The sequence below is a fragment of the Streptomyces sp. NPDC088350 genome (assembly GCF_044753545.1).
Taxonomy (GTDB): Bacteria; Actinomycetota; Actinomycetes; order Streptomycetales; family Streptomycetaceae; genus Streptomyces.
On the sequence record NZ_JBIVNL010000021.1, the window covers coordinates 79196 to 97431 of the forward strand.

At 68.6% G+C, this 18236-nt stretch carries 17 protein-coding genes; 16 read left to right on the forward strand and 1 reads right to left on the reverse strand.

Annotation, left to right across the window (positions count from 1 at the left end):
- Positions 1 to 181 precede the first annotated feature (181 nt).
- The 12 genes from ACIQBL_RS45855 to ACIQBL_RS45910 all read left to right on the forward strand — a co-directional run bounded on the left by ACIQBL_RS45855 (position 182) and on the right by ACIQBL_RS45910 (position 13125).
- On the forward strand, positions 182 to 1417 hold the full coding sequence (locus ACIQBL_RS45855; RefSeq protein WP_401954402.1) for an acyl-CoA dehydrogenase family protein: 1236 nt from the start codon (positions 182 to 184) through the stop codon (positions 1415 to 1417).
- A gap of 110 nt (positions 1418 to 1527) precedes the next feature.
- Complete coding sequence (locus ACIQBL_RS45860; RefSeq protein WP_401954405.1) at positions 1528 to 2823, forward strand: lysine N(6)-hydroxylase/L-ornithine N(5)-oxygenase family protein; 1296 nt, start codon at positions 1528 to 1530, stop codon at positions 2821 to 2823.
- A 3-nt stretch (positions 2824 to 2826) separates the two neighbouring features.
- Positions 2827 to 3903, forward strand: a complete 1077-nt coding sequence (locus ACIQBL_RS45865) for an NAD(P)/FAD-dependent oxidoreductase (RefSeq protein WP_401954408.1) — start codon at positions 2827 to 2829, stop codon at positions 3901 to 3903.
- Complete coding sequence (locus ACIQBL_RS45870; RefSeq protein ID WP_401954411.1) at positions 3900 to 5915, forward strand: class I tRNA ligase family protein; 2016 nt, start codon at positions 3900 to 3902, stop codon at positions 5913 to 5915. The genes ACIQBL_RS45865 and ACIQBL_RS45870 overlap by 4 nt, the downstream gene beginning before the upstream one ends.
- Positions 5912 to 7450 carry an AMP-binding protein gene (locus ACIQBL_RS45875; protein WP_401954414.1) on the forward strand — a complete coding sequence of 513 codons (1539 nt, stop codon included), beginning with the start codon at positions 5912 to 5914 and terminating at the stop codon, positions 7448 to 7450. Before ACIQBL_RS45870 ends, ACIQBL_RS45875 begins: the two co-directional genes overlap by 4 nt.
- A complete protein-coding gene (locus ACIQBL_RS45880; RefSeq protein ID WP_401954417.1) occupies positions 7440 to 7700 on the forward strand; it encodes an acyl carrier protein in 261 nt (86 codons plus the stop codon). The genes ACIQBL_RS45875 and ACIQBL_RS45880 overlap by 11 nt, the downstream gene beginning before the upstream one ends.
- Position 7701: 1 nt before the next feature.
- On the forward strand, positions 7702 to 8316 hold the full coding sequence (locus ACIQBL_RS45885) for a GNAT family N-acetyltransferase (RefSeq protein WP_401954420.1): 615 nt from the start codon (positions 7702 to 7704) through the stop codon (positions 8314 to 8316).
- A complete protein-coding gene (locus ACIQBL_RS45890) occupies positions 8313 to 9413 on the forward strand; it encodes a C45 family autoproteolytic acyltransferase/hydolase (RefSeq protein WP_401954424.1) in 1101 nt (366 codons plus the stop codon). The genes ACIQBL_RS45885 and ACIQBL_RS45890 overlap by 4 nt, the downstream gene beginning before the upstream one ends.
- Before the next feature lie 275 nt (positions 9414 to 9688).
- Positions 9689 to 10618, forward strand: a complete 930-nt coding sequence (locus tag ACIQBL_RS45895; protein ID WP_401954427.1) for a thiamine pyrophosphate-dependent dehydrogenase E1 component subunit alpha — start codon at positions 9689 to 9691, stop codon at positions 10616 to 10618.
- 3 nt (positions 10619 to 10621) lie between these two features.
- Entirely contained in the window at positions 10622 to 11629 is a 1008-nt protein-coding gene (locus ACIQBL_RS45900; RefSeq protein WP_401954430.1) for an alpha-ketoacid dehydrogenase subunit beta, read from the forward strand.
- Positions 11622 to 12782 (forward strand): 2-oxo acid dehydrogenase subunit E2, encoded by a 1161-nt coding sequence (locus ACIQBL_RS45905; RefSeq protein WP_401954433.1) that lies wholly within the window; start codon positions 11622 to 11624, stop codon positions 12780 to 12782. Before ACIQBL_RS45900 ends, ACIQBL_RS45905 begins: the two co-directional genes overlap by 8 nt.
- A gap of 40 nt (positions 12783 to 12822) precedes the next feature.
- On the forward strand, positions 12823 to 13125 hold the full coding sequence (locus tag ACIQBL_RS45910; protein WP_401954436.1) for a hypothetical protein: 303 nt from the start codon (positions 12823 to 12825) through the stop codon (positions 13123 to 13125).
- A 687-nt stretch (positions 13126 to 13812) separates the two neighbouring features.
- Here the strand turns inward: ACIQBL_RS45910 and ACIQBL_RS45915 are convergent.
- Complete coding sequence (locus tag ACIQBL_RS45915) at positions 13813 to 14856, reverse strand: MupA/Atu3671 family FMN-dependent luciferase-like monooxygenase (RefSeq protein WP_401954439.1); 1044 nt, start codon at positions 14854 to 14856, stop codon at positions 13813 to 13815.
- Between the two features lie 222 nt (positions 14857 to 15078).
- On the opposite strand from ACIQBL_RS45915, the gene ACIQBL_RS45920 reads away from it, so the two are divergent.
- The 4 genes from ACIQBL_RS45920 to ACIQBL_RS45935 all read left to right on the forward strand — a co-directional run bounded on the left by ACIQBL_RS45920 (position 15079) and on the right by ACIQBL_RS45935 (position 18236).
- The gene (locus ACIQBL_RS45920; RefSeq protein WP_401954441.1) at positions 15079 to 15306 is read left to right on the forward strand and encodes an MbtH family protein; all 228 of its coding nucleotides are present in this window, start codon (positions 15079 to 15081) and stop codon (positions 15304 to 15306) included.
- A complete protein-coding gene (locus ACIQBL_RS45925) occupies positions 15303 to 15560 on the forward strand; it encodes a phosphopantetheine-binding protein (protein WP_401954444.1) in 258 nt (85 codons plus the stop codon). Before ACIQBL_RS45920 ends, ACIQBL_RS45925 begins: the two co-directional genes overlap by 4 nt.
- 322 nt (positions 15561 to 15882) lie before the next feature.
- The gene (locus ACIQBL_RS45930; RefSeq protein WP_401954447.1) at positions 15883 to 16818 is read left to right on the forward strand and encodes a condensation domain-containing protein; all 936 of its coding nucleotides are present in this window, start codon (positions 15883 to 15885) and stop codon (positions 16816 to 16818) included.
- Positions 16815 to 18236 carry an acyltransferase domain-containing protein gene (locus tag ACIQBL_RS45935; protein ID WP_401954450.1) on the forward strand — a complete coding sequence of 474 codons (1422 nt, stop codon included), beginning with the start codon at positions 16815 to 16817 and terminating at the stop codon, positions 18234 to 18236. Before ACIQBL_RS45930 ends, ACIQBL_RS45935 begins: the two co-directional genes overlap by 4 nt.

Here is an 18236-nt window from a genome sequence, read left to right on the forward strand (position 1 = left end):
CTTTTTCCTGATGGGAGGAGGCCCGTCACGGCGCCGATATCGGCGTGGTGCCGCGCGAGGGCGGCGGATCTGGCGGGGCCGCGCCTCGGTCGCGTACTTTCATCGAGCATCGCCTGATCAAGGTGCCGCCGGGCTCGCGGCCGTCTCGGCCGATGCTGACCTGCGGATTTGAAAGGGCGACATGACTTACGCGCTGTTCGGTGGTCTCGATGAGGACATTCTGGCGTTGCCGTTCTACGAGGAGCAGCACCGCACGTTTGCCGTGGAGCTCGCCGACTGGTGCGCAGGCCACGCCGGCCTGTGGTCACGTCCTCTGGAGCAGACCCCGGAGAAGGCCGGCAGGGAGATCCTGAGCGCGCTTGGCTCCGCCGGATGGCTGGGATTCCTCGATCCCGCGAACGGGTCCGCCGCCGGTGACCACCGCTCGATCTGTCTGGCCAGGGAGATCCTTGCGTACGCCGACGATCTGGCGGACTTCGCCTTCTCCATCCAAGCGCTGTCGGCGACCCCGATCGCCCAATACGGAAACAGTGAGCAGCAGTTGGAGTATCTGCCGCGAATGGCGTCGGGCGAGACGGCGGGATCGTTCGCGATCTCGGAGAAGGAGACCGGTTCCGACATATCAGCAGTCGGTCTGACTGCCGACCGAGTGTCCGACGGCTATCTGTTGAACGGCCGCAAGGCCTGGATCGCCAATGCCGGCATCGCGGATGTGCACTGCGTGATCGCCCGAACGGGCGGGGGACCCGGTGCGCTGGGACTCACGGCATTTCTGGTGCCGGCGCGCACGCCTGGAGTCCGGGTGCTGGAGGAGGTGCGGTTGATTGCTCCGCGCTCGTTCGGACACCTGGCCTTCGAAGACTGCCTGGTCCCCGAATCGAGCGTGCTCGGCCGCCCCGGACAGGGGTTCGTGGTCGCGACGGACCTGCTGGAGCGGTTCCGGATGACGGTGGGGGCGGCCGCGGTGGGGTTTGCGCGGCGCGCTGTCGACTCGGCAGTCCAGCAGGCCCGTGAACGGCGGATCCACGGCGGCAAGCTGATGGATCTTCAGCTTGTGAAGGGTGCGCTCGCCGACATGGAGGTAAAGCTCAACGCTTCCGCTCTGTTGGTCGCGCGGGCTGCGTGGGAGTTCGACCGCGGGAATCCCGGCTACGCGAAGCACTCGAGTATCGCCAAGGTGGCCGCCACCGAGGCCGCACAGGAGATCGTCGACGCTGCCGTCCAGGTTCACGGGGCTGCCGGCCTGGTTGCCGACAGCGTCCCCGAGCGCTTGTACCGGCAGGTCAGGTCCCTGCGTATCTACGAGGGAGCGTCCGAGGTCCAGAAGCTGATCATCGCGGACGCGCTGGGACGACGGCCGCACGCGGGCCGATCCCGAGCAGCATCCGGACGCGGCGCAAGTCGAGTGGAGCGCTGACTTGTCGTCCCCTGTCGTAGCAGTGACGCGGGCAGATCCGTACCTGTGCATCCCGGCTCACACCGGCTGCCGGGCGCGGAAAGACATCCGATGCATACACGGGGAGAGCCATGAGTGACGAACAGCACTACGAGTGTGTCGGCATAGGCGTCGGCCCTGCGAACCTGAGTCTTGCATCTCTGTTGCACGGTTGTCCGGGGCTGCCGAACCTCTTCCTTGAGAAGCGTGAGGTGTTCAGTTGGCATGATGGACAACAGATCCCCGATGCGACCCTCCAGGTGTCCATTTTCAAGGATCTGGTGAGTCTGTCGGACCCGACCAGTCCCTTTTCGTTCCTGTCCTACCTGAAGGACAAAGGGCGGATCTACCACTTCATCAATGCTCAGTTCAGCGCGGTGCCGCGGCAGGAGTTCCGCAACTATCTGGAATGGGCGAGCCGGCGCAACCAGAACGTGGTGTTCGGCGAGGAGGTCGTGTCCGTCGACTTCGACGGCATATTCGTTCTGCGCACCAACCGACGCACTGTCACAGCGAACAACGTGTCAATTGGCATCGGCAGACATGCCTGGGTGCCGGCGGTGGCCCGTGACCACCTCGGCCGCACTCAGTTCCACGTCAGCGAATTCGTGCCTCTCAGCCGCGACTTGGCGGGGAAGAGAGTCTGCGTGGTCGGCGGCGGCCAGTCGGGCGCCGAGGCGTTCCTCGACCTCATCTCGCGTCCGTCCGCTGAGCGACCGCGCCGGGTCTCGTGGGTGTCGCGCCGCCACAACTTCTACCCCATCGACGACTCGCCCTTCACCAACGACTTCTACATGCCGGGCTACTCGGACTACTTCTCCAGGCTGGACCAGGGGAAGCGCGAATCGCTCAACCGGGAGCACGTCCTCACCAGTGACGGCGTCTCCGAGGGCACACTCCGCGAGATCTACCAGCGCATCTACGCCGAGCGGTTCATCCACGGCAACACCGACCTGGTCTCGCTGTACCCGAACCGGAACGTGATCGCGGTCTCCCCCTCCGGCAACGCGTGGTCGTTGAAGCTGCACAACGGCAACCATCCGGCGGTCCTCGGGCAGGTCGACGCCGACGTAGTGGTCTGGGCGACCGGGTTCCGCACCGTCGCGCCCGACTTCCTCGCGCCGATCGCGGACCGACTCGAGCGGGAGGGCGACGAGTACCGGATCGACAGTGATTTCGCCGTGAGGTGGGACGGTCCTTCGAACCGAAGCATCTTCCTCCAGAACGCGGCTCTGCGGCAGCGCGGACTGGCGGACAAGAACCTCAGCCTGCTTGCCTGGCGGAGCCAGCGGATCATCGACCGCGTTCGATGCGTGCGCAGTGACGATCCGGTTCCTTCGTTCATCGAATGGTCGGCGAAGCTCAGCCCGGACGAGAGCGTGGTGTGAGCCATGAAGCATGTCGACTTCGCAGTCGTCGGTGGCGGAGTCATCGGGTGCACGATCGCGCGGGAGTTGGTGCTACGGGCTCCGCACGCTTCCGTGCTGGTGCTCGAAAAAGACGCCGTCGGGTCCGGAGCCAGTCGCCGGTCGGCCGGTCTGCATTTCCCTCGTGGCGCGACGGAGCGTGTACGCCGCATGACCGGCTACAGCCAGGCCTACTACAGGGCCCTGCTCGACGCTGATCCGGCGTTGCCCATTCATCCGGTCCCCCTGCTCGTCGTGTCCGACCGCGCGGCCGTGGACCAGGTGGAGACGGCCTATCTCGACGAGGCCGGACTGTCCCGCGTGGACGCGTTGCCGGACTGGCTGCCACCACTTTCGGACGAGACGGCGGCTTGGACGGGCGAGGGCTGCCAGTACGCCGATGTCGGGGCGTTGACCCGGGCATTGGCCCGGTCTCTGCGGCCACGGACGAGTTTCAGGGAGGGGGTCTCCGTCGATTCCCTGGACCGGGTCGGGAGCGGGTACGAACTCGGGTTCAGCACTGGAGAGCGCGTCACAGCCGACTCGGTCGTGCTCGCACCCGGCCCGTGGCTGGCCGCACCGGCCTGGCGGGAACGGCTCACCCCCCTGGGTGCCAGGGTGAAGAAGGTCGTCGCGCTGCACATCGAACAGCCGCCTGCGGCCGAGGACGGAGTCGTCGTCTTCCATGACGAGGACGCGTTCCTGCTCCCGCTCCACGAGCAGAGGCGCTGGCTCTTCAGCTACACCAGTCAGGTCTGGGACGTCGACCCCGAGCGGCTCACCGGCAGTGTCTCCCCGTCGGACCTGGCCGAGGCCCGCGAGGTGCTGATCAGCCGCGCCCCCCGCCTGGCCGACTCCGCCCGCAGCGGAAGGGTGTTCTGCGACGCGTACAGCGCAGACCGGGAGCCGCTGGTACGCGCTCTGGACGAGGAGGGCCGACTGGTGTTCGCGGGTGCTGCCAACGGCTCCGGCTACAGACTCGCACCCGCCATCGCCGCAGAGGCGGCGCACCTGCTCCGTAGAGCCGTTGAGAACGTTTCCGACCAAGGGGGCCAGCAATGAACGTGAGCGTCTTCTCCGCTGAGGAACTGCACCAGGCATTCGGCATCGAGATGAGCTCCGTGGAGAAGATGAGTGCCGGAGCCGGCTGGGGCCGGGTCGCTCCGGGTGTCACCTCCGATCCGCACCAGCACGACGAGATCGAGATGTTCGTCGTCGTCGCCGGAACCGGATGGGTGGCTTTCGACGGTCGGCGTATCCGGGTGGAGCCGGGAACGGTGTGCCAGTTCGAGCCCTTCGAGACACACGTCGTCGAGAACGACGGAGACGTCGACCTGGTCTTCTTCGACCTGTACTGGCGCGACCCGGTGCGCGCCGCCGAGGCCGCAGCGGCAGGCGGTACCCGCCGCCGTTTCCACGAGAGGCCGGTCTTCGTCTTCTCGACCCCGCCCACTCCGAACGGCGACCTCCACCTCGGTCACCTGTCCGGTCCCTACCTGGGAGCCGACGCCTACGTCCGGTTCCAACGCATGCGGGGCACTGAGGTATGGCACCTCACCGGGAGCGACGACTTCCAGAGCTACGTGGTCGACCGCGCCCGCCGTGAGGAGCGCGAACCGGCGCGTACGGCCAAGCACTACAGTGCCGAGATCGCCGCGACGCTCCGTCTGATGGACATCGAGGTCGACCAGTACACAGTGACCAACGAGGACCCCGCCTACCGGGACGGTCTGCGCGGATACTTCTCGAAGCTGGTCGACTCGGGGGCGGTTACCGTCCAGCAGACGGCTGCACTGGTGGACGACGAGACGGACGCCTACCTCTACGAGGTGGACGTCTCGGGCGGTTGTCCCGGATGCGGGGGCGGCACCAGCGGCAACATCTGCGAAGAGTGCGGCGAACCGAACGTCTGCGTCGACCTGGTCAACCCGCGCAGCAGCCGCTCGGAGGCGCCGCCGAGGCAGCAACCTGTCCCACGCTACGTCCTGCCCCTCCACGAGTTCGGCAGCGAGGTCGCCGATCACCACCGTCTCGGTCGGGTCCCGGCCCGACTCCGCGAACTGGCGGACCGGGTGTTCGCGCGTACCAGGCTCGACATTCCCGTGACCCACCCTTCGGACTGGGGCGTCGCGCCCGCGGATACGGCAGTGGACGGGCAGGTGATCTGGGTCTGGCCTGAGATGTCCTACGGCTTTCTCCACGGCATCGAGGCCCTCGGCGGGCGTCTGGGCCGTGACTGGCAAGCCGTGACTCCCGAGCAGGACTGGAAGTTCGTCCACTTCTTCGGCTACGACAACAGCTTCTACCATGCCGTGCTCTACCCGGCTCTCTACCGGTTGGCGTACCCGCAGTGGAATCCCGATATCGATTACCACGTCAATGAGTTCTACCTGTTGGAGGACGGCAAGTTCTCCACCAGCAGGCGCCATGCCGTCTGGGGCAAGCAGATCCTGCGACCGGAGACCGTGGACGCGGTGCGCTACTACCTGTCGCTCACGCGTCCGGAGCGGCGACGGACGAACTTCGAACTCGAGGCATACACGGAGACCGTTCAGCGGGTCCTGGTGGACGGCTGGCAGGGTTGGCTGAACGACCTGGGCGCTCGGGTTGCCGGGCAGTACGGCGGGATCGCCCCCGACGCCGGTGTCTGGACTCCTGAGCACACGGCGTTCCTCAACCGCCTGGGAATACGGCTCGCCGCTGTCGCCGACAGTTTCGGACAGGACGGATTCTCGCTGAACCGTGCGGCCGCCGAATTGGACGGGATCGTCGTCGACACCCGGCGGTTCGCTGAAGCCGAGGCACGGACCGCGCTGATCGCCGGTTGGAAGGACGAGGCCCGTACGGCCATCGCGCTGGAACTGGCCGCGGCACAACTGTTGGCCCGCGCGGCCACGCCGATCATGCCTCGATTCGCCGCCCGACTCGCCCAGGCGCTGGGGACGACCGACCTCTCGTCCTGGCCTTCCCAGGTCGAACTGGTCGAGCCCGGCACCCTGATCGACCTCGAACGGCAGTCCTACTTCGAGGCCCTGCCGTCGGACTGGTCGCTCGCCGAGGGAGCCACGGGATGACGGACTCTGTGATCAACCGCTTGGTGGCGGGGCCGCCGGCTCCCGGCCACCGGATCTCCTTCATCCGGCTCGGCGGTCTCAGGACGCTGGACCTGACCGAACTGTACGAACAGTCGGGCCGTGTCGCCGCCTACCTTCGGAGCCTCGGCGTCGAGTCCGGGGACCGCATCGGAATCCTGGCGGCCAACTGCCTGGAATGGGTTCTGCTGGACCTTGCCGCGCTGCGGCTCAAGGTGGTGGTCGCAGGTTTCGAACCAGGCAAGTTCACCGATGCCGGAGAGCTGGTGGCGCGCTACGGGCTCACGGTTCTGTTCACCGACCAGGACGTGCCGGCGGACGCGCCGGCGGCTGTCCGAACCATCACCGATGTCGCCGAGGCCGCGAGGCAGACATGGCCGGAGCCGCCCGGACCTGTCGTGTACGAGCCCGGGGAGGTGACGACGATCAAGTTCACCTCCGGCAGCACCGGTGCGCCGAAGGGACTCGGGGCCACGGTCGGCAGTATCGACGCGTCGATACAGGCTGTGCAGGAGATCTTCGAGCACCGTGGCGGCGACAACCTCTTCGTCTTCCTTCCGCTGTCGCTGCTGCAGCAGCGGTACTGGCTGTACTCCGCCCTCTGCTTCGGCCACGATGCGACTGTCACCACGTACGAGGCGGCCTTCGCCGCACTGGGCACGGCCCGGCCGACTGTGGTGATGGGCGTACCAGCGTTCTTCGAGGCCGCCAGGCAGCAGATCAGCCAGGATGCCGCTCGCGCGGACGGCGTCGCGCCGGAGGAGGCTCGCCGCGCGGCAGCGCGGCGGCTGTTCGGCGATCGGATCCGCTACCTGTGGACGGGATCGGCGCCGGCGGACGGTGAGGTGCTGCGCTACCTCACCGAGGCGGGTCTTCCCCTCTATGAGGGCTACGGGCTGAACGAGACGTGCATCGTCAGCAAGAACCACCCCGGTGCCCACAGGGAGGGCAGCGTGGGGAGGGTGCTGCGGGGGAAGGAGGTGCTGTTCGACGAGGACGGCGTGATCCTGGTACGAAGCGAGCATCCGGTGAACCAGCGCTACGAGTTCGCCGAGCCCGGGGACTCCGAGCGGATGTTCGTCGCCGACGGGGTGGTGCGCACCGGCGACCTCGGTTACGTGGACGAGGACGGCTTCCTGTTCATCCAGGGGCGCGCCGACGACGTCATCGTGCTGGGGAACGGCAAGAAGGTGATCGTCCGGCCGATCGAGGAGCACATGCGGACGAGTCCGGCGATCGAGGAGTGTGTGGTGTTCTGCCCCGCGCAGACGTCCCTGGTGGCGGTGGTCTCGCCTTCCTCCGACACGGCCGACCTTGAGGCGATCGCCGAACAACTGGCCCGCACCAACGCCTCGTTCGGCAGTGACGAACAGATTCGCAAGGTCGTGGTCGCGAGCCCGCGGCCCAGTATCGCCAACGGAATGCTCACTTCGCAGTTCAAGCCGAAACGACAGGCCATTTTCGCTGCCTTCCAGTCGGAGATCACCAACAACCAGGACGGTATCCATGCCCAGTGACGTCGAGACCATCGCGCGGGAAAACCTGTCGGCCGCGTTCCAGTCGGCCGTGGATCCGCACGAGATCGAACTTGGACTCGAGTTGACCGACTACGGCTTGACCTCGTTGCAGAAGGTCCTGTTCCTGACCCGGCTCTGCGAGGACCTCGCGGTCGACCTCGCGTATCTGACCGAGCGCGACGTCGCAGAGATGCGCACGCTGAACGATGTTGTCGACACACTGTCACGCTACGCAGGAAAGGCTTCTTAGAGTGAGTTGGGCAGAGCTGGCCGCGGCCACGCTGGAGAATGACCACGTGAGGCTGCGTCCGATCAGTCCCGAGGACCGCGAGTCGATCCACGACATCGCGATGGACCCGGTGATCTGGCGCTACTTCGTGAGCCTGGTCGAGACGGAGGAGGACTTCGAAGCCTTTTTCCAGGGCATGGTCGCCGACCATGCGGCAGGCAGGCGTGTGGTCTTCCACATCACCGACAAGACGACGGGGCGATGCGCGGGGAGTATGAGCTTCGGCAACCTCTCCGAGGCGGACTCGCGCCTGGAGATCGGCTGGTCCTGGTTGGGCGTCGACTTCCAGGGCCGCGGCATCAACCGCTGGGCCAAGTACCTCTTGCTGGAGCACGCCTTCGAGAACCTGGGCGCCGAGCGCGTGGAGTTCAAGACGGACCAGCTCAACGCGCAGGCCCGACGGGGCCTGCGCAACATCGGCGCCCTGGAGGAGGGCGTCCTTCGCAGCTTCAACCCGATGCCGGGCGGCAGACGCCGGGACGCTGTCTATTACAGCGTGTTGCGCGGTGAGTGGTCGTGGCTCAAGGACGAGCTGGCCACCAACGCGAAGGTGATCCGTGAGGGCATGGCGGTGTGACCGGCGGAGCGGGCGTCACCCGTCTGCATCTCTGCGGCGATCCATATGAGGTCGGCCGACAGCACGGGGCAGCCCTCGCGGGTCCGCTGCGCGGCTTCGTCGACGACTCGCTCTGCCGCCTCAACCTGCTTCTGGACGAACCTGTCACGACGGCCGGGCTCGAACCGGTGCTGTCCGCGTTCGACAAGGTGATCACGGCAGAGCTGCCACGGCTGGCCGAGGAGATCACCGGACTCGCCGACGGGATCGGAATCCACCGTGACCAGGCGCTGCTGCTGCAACTGCGCCGGGAGATCCTGGGCTACCGGAAGATCCCGGCGCGAGGCGACTGCACCACCTACGCCAAGGCCGGTTCCCATCCGGTCCTGGCCCAGACGGTGGACCTCAACGGCGACCTGGACGATCAGATCAGCGTCCTCGACGTCCGACTCACAGGTTCCCCGCGCCGGGCGCTGGTGCTCAGTTTCGCGGGCCTGCTCGGCTATCTCGGGGTCAACAGCGACGGCCTGGCCGTGGGCCTCAACCTGGTCCTCGGCGGCGACTGGAAACCCGGAGTCCCGCCGTACCTGGCCATTCGCCACGTGTTGGACTCCGCTGCCACCGTCGATGAGGGGGTCGAGTGCCTCCGCGGCCTCCCGTTGGCCAGCTCACGGTCGTTCATGCTCTGCGACGCGGGCAAAGCGGTCTGGGTGGAGGCTCTGGACGGCGGGTTCCGGTGCCTCGAAGCCCAACAGACCGAGCACACCAACCACTTCCTCCACCCCGAGTTCGAACCCTTCGACGAGATCAACGTCTTCGCGCGGAACTCCTCACGCCGAAGGCTGGAGGCGTGCCGCGCCGGTCTCGCCGCGATGGCACCGGCCGCAGGGGTGGAAGAGCATTTCGCTCTGCTCTCGGTCCCTCCCATCCGAGTTGTCGGAACCGGTGACATCCGGTACGAGCGCACCGTCGCTGCTGCCGTCGCATTGCCGGGGAGCGGCCAGTTGCACATCAGGCCGGGTGATCCCGCCACATCAGTCACCAGGGAGTTCACCTTTGCGGACCCGGACTGCCGCACTGTCGGCATTCCCCGAGCGGGCGCAGATGACGCGGGGTGACGTCGAGGGTTCCGAGATGCCGCTCCCTGCCCGGCGGACCTGGGCGAGGACCTGCACGCCGCAGTCGGCGCAGCACCGCCAGGCGGAACGGTGACCATCTGTGCAGACATGACTCATGCGACCTCATCTTGATCTTTTCGAACTCCGACGGGCGGGAACATGAACGTGGTCGATGACGAGAACGGGCGATCCCTCGTCCTTGTGAACCACGAGGATCAGCTCACGACACTCCTCGAAGGACACGCGTCAGAAGCGTTTCCGGAAGGGGGCCTGTCATGAAAGCGGCTACCGCCATCAGCGTCGCCGGGACCGATGCCGGGATCGACGTCGACGACCTCTCCAGCCTGCTGATGATCAGGCACTTCGAGCAGGCCGTCCTGGACCTGTTCGCGCGCGGGCTGCTGAACGGCACCACGCACACCTGCCTCGGCCAGGAGTACGTGCCGGTGGCCCTGGGGCCGCTGCTGGCCCCGGACGACTTCGTGTTCAGCAACCACCGCGGCCACGGACACTACCTGGCCCGGTTCGACGACCCCGAGGGCCTGCTGGCCGAGATGACCGGCCGCGAGGGCGCCGTCTGTTCGGGCGTCGGCGGCAGCCAGCACATCTTCCGGGGCACCTACCTGTCCACCGGGGTACAGGGCGAGAGCCTGCCGGTCGCCGTGGGCACGGCCTTGTGGTTCCAGCGGACCGGCCGGCCCGGCATCGCCGTGGCCTACATCGGCGACGGCACCTGGGGCGAGGGCGCCGTTTACGAGGCGTTGAACCTGGCCGCGCTGTGGCGGCTGCCGCTGCTGGTGGTCGTGGAGAACAACGGCATCGCACAGACCACGCCGACCGCGCGCGCCATGGCCGGCGACATCGCCGGGCGGGCCGCGGCGTTCGGAATCACCCATGCGTCCGTGGCCGGCAGCGACGTCGCCGCGATCCGCGCGCGTCTGGCACCGGTGGTCGAACGGACGCGCACCGGCGGCGGGCCGGCCGTCGTGGAGTTCGCGACCCACCGCCTCGGCCCGCACAGCAAGGGCGACGACACGCGCTCCGCCGCCGAGGTCGCCGCCGAGCGGGAGCACGACTGGCACGACGCCTATCGGCGCCTGGACCCCGATCTGTTCGCCAAGGTCGAGGACGAGCAGCGGACGCGGATCGCCGAGGCCGTGGACCGGGTCCTGGCCCGTCCGGCCTCGGTGTGGGAGAGGGGCTGAGCCGTGGAGCGTGTCGCTGAGAACCTGAACCGGGCCCTGCACGCGGCCTTCGCCGCCGACCCCGACCTGTTCCTGCTGGGGGAGGACGTCGCCGATCCGTACGGCGGCGCCTTCAAGATCACCAAAGGGCTGTCGTCGGGCTACCCCGACCGGGTCCTGAGCACGCCCATCAGCGAGCAGTCGCTGGTGGGCGTGGCCAACGGGCTGGCGCTGTCCGGCGGGCGCGCCATCGTCGAGATCATGTTCGGCGACTTCGCCACCTTGGCCTTCGACCAGATCGTGAACTTCGCGGCCAAATCGGTCGCGATGTACGGCCGCCGCGTCGAGGTCCCGGTGATCGTGCGCTGTCCCACCGGCGGGCGGCGCGGGTACGGCCCGACCCACAGCCAGAGCCTGCAGAAGCACTTCATCGGCGTGCCGCACCTGTCGGTGCACGAGATCTCGCCGTTCCACGACAGTACGGCGCTGCTGGCCGGGCTGCTCGCCGACGGCGAGCCGGCCGTCCTGTTCGAGGACAAGGTGCTCTACACACAGCCGATGTACGAGCCGGGGACGGACGGGCCGTTCGTCGCCGATTTCCCGTTCGGAGCCGGCGGCCCGGCACGGCTGCGGGCGTCGGACGGCGACGACGCGGCCGACTGCGTGATCATCGTGCCCGGCGGCGTGGCCCGGCGGGCCCTGGCGGCGGCCGGGACGCTGTTCGCCGAGCACGAGATCACCTGCGAGGTGATCGTTCCGACCCGGTTGTACCCGTTCGACGTGGAGCCACTGCTGCCCGCCCTGGCCGGCGCCGAGGTCGTGTGCCTGGTCGAGGACTGTGCCGCCGGCGGAACCTGGGGCTCGGAGGTCGCCGCGCGCGTCTATGAGCGGCTGTGGGGGCGGCTGCGGCGCCCGGTCGTGCTGTGCAGCGCCGAGGCCGAAGTGATCCCGACCGCCGCACACCTGGAACAGACCGTGCTCCCCCAAGCCACTGACATCCACCGCGCCATCTGGGAGGCGTTGCATGCGTGAACTGCTGCTGCCGAAGTTCAACAACAACGACGAGGGCTGCGTCCTGGTCGGCTGGACGGTCGACGACGGCGCCGCGGTGTCCGCGGACGCGGTCGTCGCCGAGGTCGAGACCGCCAAGGCCCTGGAGGAACTCGTCGCGGACGCGGACGGCGTCCTCCACCGGCTCGTCGAGGCCGGAGCGCACTGCGAGTTCGGGCGGCCCGTGGGGCTGCTGTTCGACAGCCGTCAGGAACGCGACGACTACCTGGCGAGCCCGGCAGCCGCCGAAGTGACCACCGCACCCGAGGGCGAGGGCGAGGACCACGACGGCGGCCCGGACCCGATCCTCAGCGACGCCGCGCGCACCCTCGCCCAGGATCACGGCATCCGGACCGAGCAACTGCGTACGCTCGGCAAGCGGGTGGTGAAGGCCTCCGACGTCCAGCGGCTCATCGACCAGCGGGTCATGGACCAGGGGGCGGCGTCCGCGGTGTCCACGGACGCCGTCGTCGTCAACCTCAGTCCGCGCCAGCGCGCGGTGGCCGCCGTCGTCAGCGAGGCGCACCGCACAATCCCGGCCGCCTTCGCCGCGATCGCGGTCGACCTGACAGCGTTCCGCGCGACCCGCGGCGGCGCCCCGTACGGCCTGGTCGAGCTCCTGGTCAAGGCCATTGCCGCTCGCCACGCCGACTTCCCGCTGTTCTTCGCCACGCCCGGTGCGGACCACACCCTCACCCTCGCGTCGGCCGCCAACGTCGGGGTCACCGTCGACGTCGGGACCGGGCTGTTCATCCCGGTGCTCAAGGACGCCGCCCGCCGTCCGATCGCCGACCTGACCGACGACCTCATGGACTTCCGGGTCAGCGCCCGGCGGCAGAACTTCCGCGAGGACGCGTTCGCCGACGAGGCCATCACCCTCTCCCTGCACAACGATCCGGACATCATCCTGGCCGCGCCGATCGTCCATCCGGGCCGCACCTGCGTCGTGACCCTGTGCGCCGAGCGGAGCGAAGTCGCGCTGACGGAGGACGGTATGCCGTTCGCCCGGCCGGTCACCACGGTCGCGGCCACCTACGACCACCGCTATCTCAACGGCCGCGACGCGGTCCGCTTCCTCACCGCGGTCAAGCAGGACCTGGAGACCGCCGACGCCATCGCCCGGCTCGCGGACTGACGGGAGGACGACGAAGCCACCGCCGCTCTTCGACGCCTCTGTGGACCTCCGCGACCCGGCGTCGGCCGGTCCACGGATCGGGATCGCGGCCGGCTGCACAGCCGACCCGATCCTGCCCTGCCTCGGCGCGGCGCTCGCCGGGACGCCCGGCTGCCCGATGTTCCACGTGTCGCCGTACGACCAGATCGTCCGTGCGTGCCTCGACCCGGGCAGCGGGCCGGCCGGGGCCGGTCTGGACGTGCTGGTGGCCGCGCACCGCCTGGACGAACTGCGGGACGGTGCTGGGACCGGCGGACTGCTCGACGTCGGCTGTCCTGGTCCAAGACTCCATCACCGGCCCTGACCAGGCGCAGATGGCGTTTCCCGGTGATCAGGAGCCGGTCGGTGACCTCCCCGCGGACTGAGCCGATGAGGCGTTCGGCGATCGCGTCGCTCGTCCCGCCGACGAGACGAGCACGCCGCGTCACGTCGGCTTGATGATCCCGCGGAGCTCGGTGCGCGTCGCTGCGGTGGGACAGTGTGCCGTTCATGCGCCCGAAGAGCGGATCCGGTGCGGCGTGTTCAGAGGACGTTTGATCTGGGCAGTTTGTTGTCTATGCCGCAGAGTGTCGGCCGGGGCGATGTGGATCATGGCTGCTTCGCTCCACTGCCTGTGTTCGAGTCGGGCCTTTCTCCAGGCCGTCGACGTCGGCCCGGTCGAGGCCCGTCGGGCGTCGGACAGACCGCTGGGGTATGGCTTGTGCCCGCTCACGGCGCAGCGTGATCACGGGGGAGTGGAATACCCGGTTCCGCCGGTGGTCGGGCGATTCTGTGGCGTGCTCAATTCGGACGGACTTCCGGGCACGCAAGTCATCGATACGAAGACTCTGCCCGGAACAAGCACCCGACATCCGGCCACGAACGTGCTCACCGCCGGCCTGGCCGGTGGCAACGGCATCAACCTCTACCTACCGCCCTGTCCATCGACCCGATCACAACGGACCGCCGTCGGCTGATACAACCGCGCCCCGGAAACGGGCCGGTATCAGGATCAGATCGTGCGCTGGTCGGGCGCGACGGCGCCGCACGCGTCCTGCAGTCGCTTGAGGTAGGTCAAGCCGGTCATGACCTCGTCCGTCGGCAGTCCGAAGTCGATGAGACACGCGATCTCGTCCACGCCGAGCTCCGCGAGCCGCGCCACGACCTGCTCGCCCTTGTCGACCGAGCCGAGCAGTCCGACGTTGTCGAAGTAGTGCTCGAAGGCCCGCTCGACGAGCATGTCGATCTCGTCCGGCTCCAGGTCTCCGGTGCTGAGGTCGGACGTCAGGATGAGCCCGAGCGAGCTGCGCATGTAGTCGCTCAGCGACGGCCGGACCAGCTCTCGGACCCTGTCGGTGTCCTCGCCGAGGTACGTGTGCACCATGACCGCGACGTGGCCCGGCCAGCCGGCGTCGGCCGCGGCCTTCCGGTACTCGGCGATGTTGTGCGCCAGCTGTTCGGGACTCTGGCCGAGCAGGTGGGTGAGGAGCCCGGCTCCGATCCGGCCGGCGCTCCGGAAGGTCTCTACGTCGCCGACACTGGCGACCCAGATCGGCAGGTCGGTCTGGACCGGCGGCGGGAACGACCGCACCTTCACCAGGTTCCCCGCGCCGTCGGTGACCTCGATTGCCTCGCCGCGCCACAGGGCACGCACCTGCTCGATCCGCTCGTACATCTCCGCGCGGCGGTTCGGGTAGGCGGCCGGATTCAGGGCGAAGTCGACGGCGTGCCAGCCGGAGGCGAAGGACACCCCGACTCGGCCCCGGGAGATGTTGTCCACCACGGACCACTCCTCGGCGATCCGCAGCGCGTGGTGCAACGGTGCCACGACGCTGCCCGCCCGGATCTTGACACGCTCCGTCGTCGCGGCGATCGCCGCACTGGTCACCGAGGGGTTCGGATAGGTCCCGCCGAAGGGGTGGAAATGGCGTTCCGGGGTCCACACCGCCGCCAAGCCGTTCTCGTCGGCGAAGCGGGCGCCTTCGAGCAACAACCGGTACCGGTCGGCCTCGGCGCCTCCGCTGTCGTTGGCGAAATAGAAGAGGCTGAGATCCATTGTGTGTTCTCCCCAGCGGATACGGGTTCGGAGTCGGGGGTGTGTGGCGAACATCGGTCAGTAAAAGCGCCCGCTCCTGATTCATAGCACCCTCGTTCTTCGCGGACACGCTCACCGCTGACCGCGGTGGAAAACGGCCGACGGAGTGTTGTCTCGCCGGCGAGACAAGCGCACGATGGACACGTCCTTCGGGAAATCAGGTTTCGTTCACACAGGAGAGCCGTGGCCAATTCGTTCGAAGACGAGGAAGGCGTTCATCTGGTCCTCGTCAATGGCGAGGAGCAGTACTCGCTGTGGCCGGCGTCCCCTGCCGTGCCCGCCGGCTGGTCGGTCGCGCACGACGCGGATACGCGGGCGAACTGTCTTGAATACGTGTCCGCACACTGGTCGGACATGCGGCCTGCCAGCCTGCGAGAGCTGACCGATGAAGTGCGAGAGGTGGTCAGGTGACGGTCGACAGCGGGTTCCGTAACCCCATGGACGAGCTGGTGGTCGGCAAGGTGCGGGAGCTTCTGGGGAATCCGGGCATCGGCATCGGCGACGACTTCCTGGCCGTCGGCGGCAACTCCATCACCGCCGTCCGCCTCGGCCAGGCCCTCCGCCAGGAGCTCGGGATATCCCGGATCACGGGCGTTATCCTCAAGAACCCATTGCTCAGCGACCTCAGCGACGTGCTGAGCGAACTGGTCGGCGAGGCGTCCTGACCATGTCGTGAGGGCCGCGTCCGGGCGAAGTCCCGGGTGCGACGCCGCCCTTTCCCCGTGCCAGGTAAATCGCATCAGCATCAGAACGCTGAGACAGAGAGCCTGTCTCGCCGGCTAGACATCGAGCCGATATCACCTTGCGGTGGACGGTGTCCCGGCCTATATGTTCGTGGTTCGGTGACAGCACCCTCGGTCAATGGCGCTTCGACCTCTTCTGGAAATCGGCGTCATCCCATTTCTGGCCCGTTGGATGTCGTCGCGGGCTCACGTGGCTGACTTTTTCCAGACTTGATAGATCGTTTGGAGTTCCTTCGTGCCCGGAATGCCGTACAACAATGTTCAGGTCATGTCGGATTCAGACGGTGATCCCTCGACCGGAGGTCATTCCCGAACGGTCGCCGCATCGTCGGCGCGGCGACGGATGTATTTCTCCTGGATCCTGCGGTCAGATGACACCGCCGACATCGGGAAGGCTGTGCCGAGCGTCGGGGGCGGCCTGTCCGTCGACCGCCTCGAGCGGGCGTGCATGGTGCTGTACCGGCGGCGTGGCGCGTTCCGCACGACGTGCCTCGAGCGGAACGGCGAAGTCCTTCAGGTGGTGCGGGACGCCGACGCATGCCGCGTCGGGACCGGGGTCGTCGAGGCCGAGGGCGTGTCGTCGGCCGAGCGCCGGGACCGGGCGGACGCCGAAGCCGCGCGCCGGGTCAAGGTCCGGGGCGTGCGGGTGGAGCCGGGCGAAGTGGAGGCCGCGTTGCTCGGCCACCCGGATGTGGCCCGCGCCGCTGTCGTCGCGACGGGCGAAGGCACGCGGAAGGCGAAGTCGGCGGCGTTTCTCGTGCCGGCGGACGAGGGCGGGGACGCGACGACCACCGCTGGCGTGCGGGTGTTTCTGCGGGATCGGCTGCCGTCCGCGATGCTCCCGGACCGGGTCGAGCTGCTCGACGCCTTCCCGATCACGGCGAACGGCAAGGTGGATCGCCGGGCCTTGGCGGAGCGGATGGCGTCGAGCGATCAGCCGGCGGTCGTCAAGCCGTTGGGTGCCGGGCTGTCGAGCGCGGCGCCTGCCGTCGCATCGCCGGCCGATACTCGGGGCCGGCAGTTGTGCGAGATCGGGGCCGATGTCCTGGACCTGCCGGAGGCGGGTCTCGACGACGACTTCTTCGCCCTCGGCGGGACGTCGCTGCGGGACATCGCGGCGCAGCTCGGGGCCGCCGAGAGCAGTGCCCGGCCGGTGCTGCGGTGCGGGGGGACCTCGTGACGGCGGCCGGAACCCGGCCGCGGACCGGGTTCCTGTTTCCAGGGCAGAGCTCCGAGTACGTCGGCATGGGCGTCGAGCTCCATCGTGAGCACCCGTTGTTCCGCGCGGCCGTCGACCGGCACGCCGATCAGTTCCGCCGGCTCACCGGCGTCGGTCCGCTCGACGTGTTCGCCGACCCGGCCGCCCAGACTCGCGCCGAGCTGCTCCAGCCCGCGGTCTTCCTGCTGCAGGTCGCGTTGGCGGAGTTCTGGACCTCGTGCGGGGTGCGGCCGGACGCGGTGGTCGGCCACAGCCTCGGCGAATACGCGGCCGCCTGTGTGGCGGGGGTGTTCGGCGTCGAGGAAGGGCTCGAACTCGTCAGCGCCCGCGGCCGGGCCTTCGCGGCCGTGCCCGGCGCCGGCCGGATGGTCGCCGTGGGCGCTCCTGACCCGGCGGAGCTGGAACGCCTGGTCGCGGCACACGGCGGTGCCGCGTCGGTGGCCGCGTACAACGCCCCGGAGCGGATCGTCGTCTCGGGGACCGACACAGCGATGGGGGAGTTGGTGGCGGCGTTCGAGCGGCGAGGCTGGCTGACGATCCCGCTGGAGACCACCCACGCCTTTCACTCGACGCTGGTCGCCCCGGCCGTCCCGGAGCTGGTGGCGGCGGCGGGCCGGATCCGGCACCGGACCCCGGCCGTGCCGCTGGCGCTGAACTTCACCGGGGGGTGGGCCGCGGGCGGGGATCTCGGCGCGGAGTACTGGGGCCGGCAGCTCACCTCACCGGTCAGGTTCATGGCGGGAGTGCGGGCACTGACGGACGGCGGCTGCACGGTCTTCTTGGAGGTGGGGCCCGGACGGACGCTGACCACGGCCGGCCGGGCGCAGAGCGACGGGAGCGAGCTCTGGCTGGCGGGGCTCTCGCCTCGGACACCGGATTCGGTGACGGTCCTGGAGCACCTGACCCGGTTGGAGGAGGAGGGGATTCCGGTCGACTGGGTGAGGTACCACGCGCCGTTCCGTGCGACGGGGCGGACGGTCGGTGATCGGCCGGGAGTGGATCGGCCGGAAGTGGATCGGCCGGCTCCGGCGCCGTCCACGGAGCTGCCGTTCCGGATCGAGCGGGTCGTGATCCACGAGTCGGCGAGCGCTGCGGGGTCCGGAGTCGCGGTGGTCCGGCACCGGGTGGGCGAGACGGCGCGAGAGGTGGTCGACGTCTCGGTCGTCGACGACGCCGGCCGGCCGGTGGTCGAGGTCTTCGGGCTCGTCATCGGGGCGGGGACCGGTGAGGAGGCGGGCGGGCCGGACCAGATCTCGCCGGAGGAGGCGGAGCGGCTCTTGGCCTCGCTCGACGCGCTCACCGAGGACCAGTTGCACGCCCTCCTGCCTCTGTGGACCGGCTCAGACGCTTCCACCCCCGTCGGATCGACCGAGGAGTGA

Bases quoted from the DNA above. Each gene is read 5' to 3' on its own strand.
- ACIQBL_RS45905 (WP_401954433.1), top strand. From the start codon at position 11,622: ATGCGTGAACTGCTGCTGCCGAAGTTCAACAACAACGACGAGGGCTGC.
- ACIQBL_RS45875 (WP_401954414.1), top strand. From the start codon at position 5,912: ATGACGGACTCTGTGATCAACCGCTTGGTGGCGGGGCCGCCGGCTCCC.
- ACIQBL_RS45880 (WP_401954417.1), top strand. From the start codon at position 7,440: ATGCCCAGTGACGTCGAGACCATCGCGCGGGAAAACCTGTCGGCCGCG.
- ACIQBL_RS45860 (WP_401954405.1), top strand. From the start codon at position 1,528: ATGAGTGACGAACAGCACTACGAGTGTGTCGGCATAGGCGTCGGCCCT.
- ACIQBL_RS45915 (WP_401954439.1), bottom strand. From the start codon at position 14,856: ATGGATCTCAGCCTCTTCTATTTCGCCAACGACAGCGGAGGCGCCGAG.
- ACIQBL_RS45895 (WP_401954427.1), top strand. From the start codon at position 9,689: ATGAAAGCGGCTACCGCCATCAGCGTCGCCGGGACCGATGCCGGGATC.
- ACIQBL_RS45870 (WP_401954411.1), top strand. From the start codon at position 3,900: ATGAACGTGAGCGTCTTCTCCGCTGAGGAACTGCACCAGGCATTCGGC.
- ACIQBL_RS45855 (WP_401954402.1), top strand. From the start codon at position 182: ATGACTTACGCGCTGTTCGGTGGTCTCGATGAGGACATTCTGGCGTTG.
- ACIQBL_RS45930 (WP_401954447.1), top strand. From the start codon at position 15,883: ATGCCGTACAACAATGTTCAGGTCATGTCGGATTCAGACGGTGATCCC.
- ACIQBL_RS45865 (WP_401954408.1), top strand. From the start codon at position 2,827: ATGAAGCATGTCGACTTCGCAGTCGTCGGTGGCGGAGTCATCGGGTGC.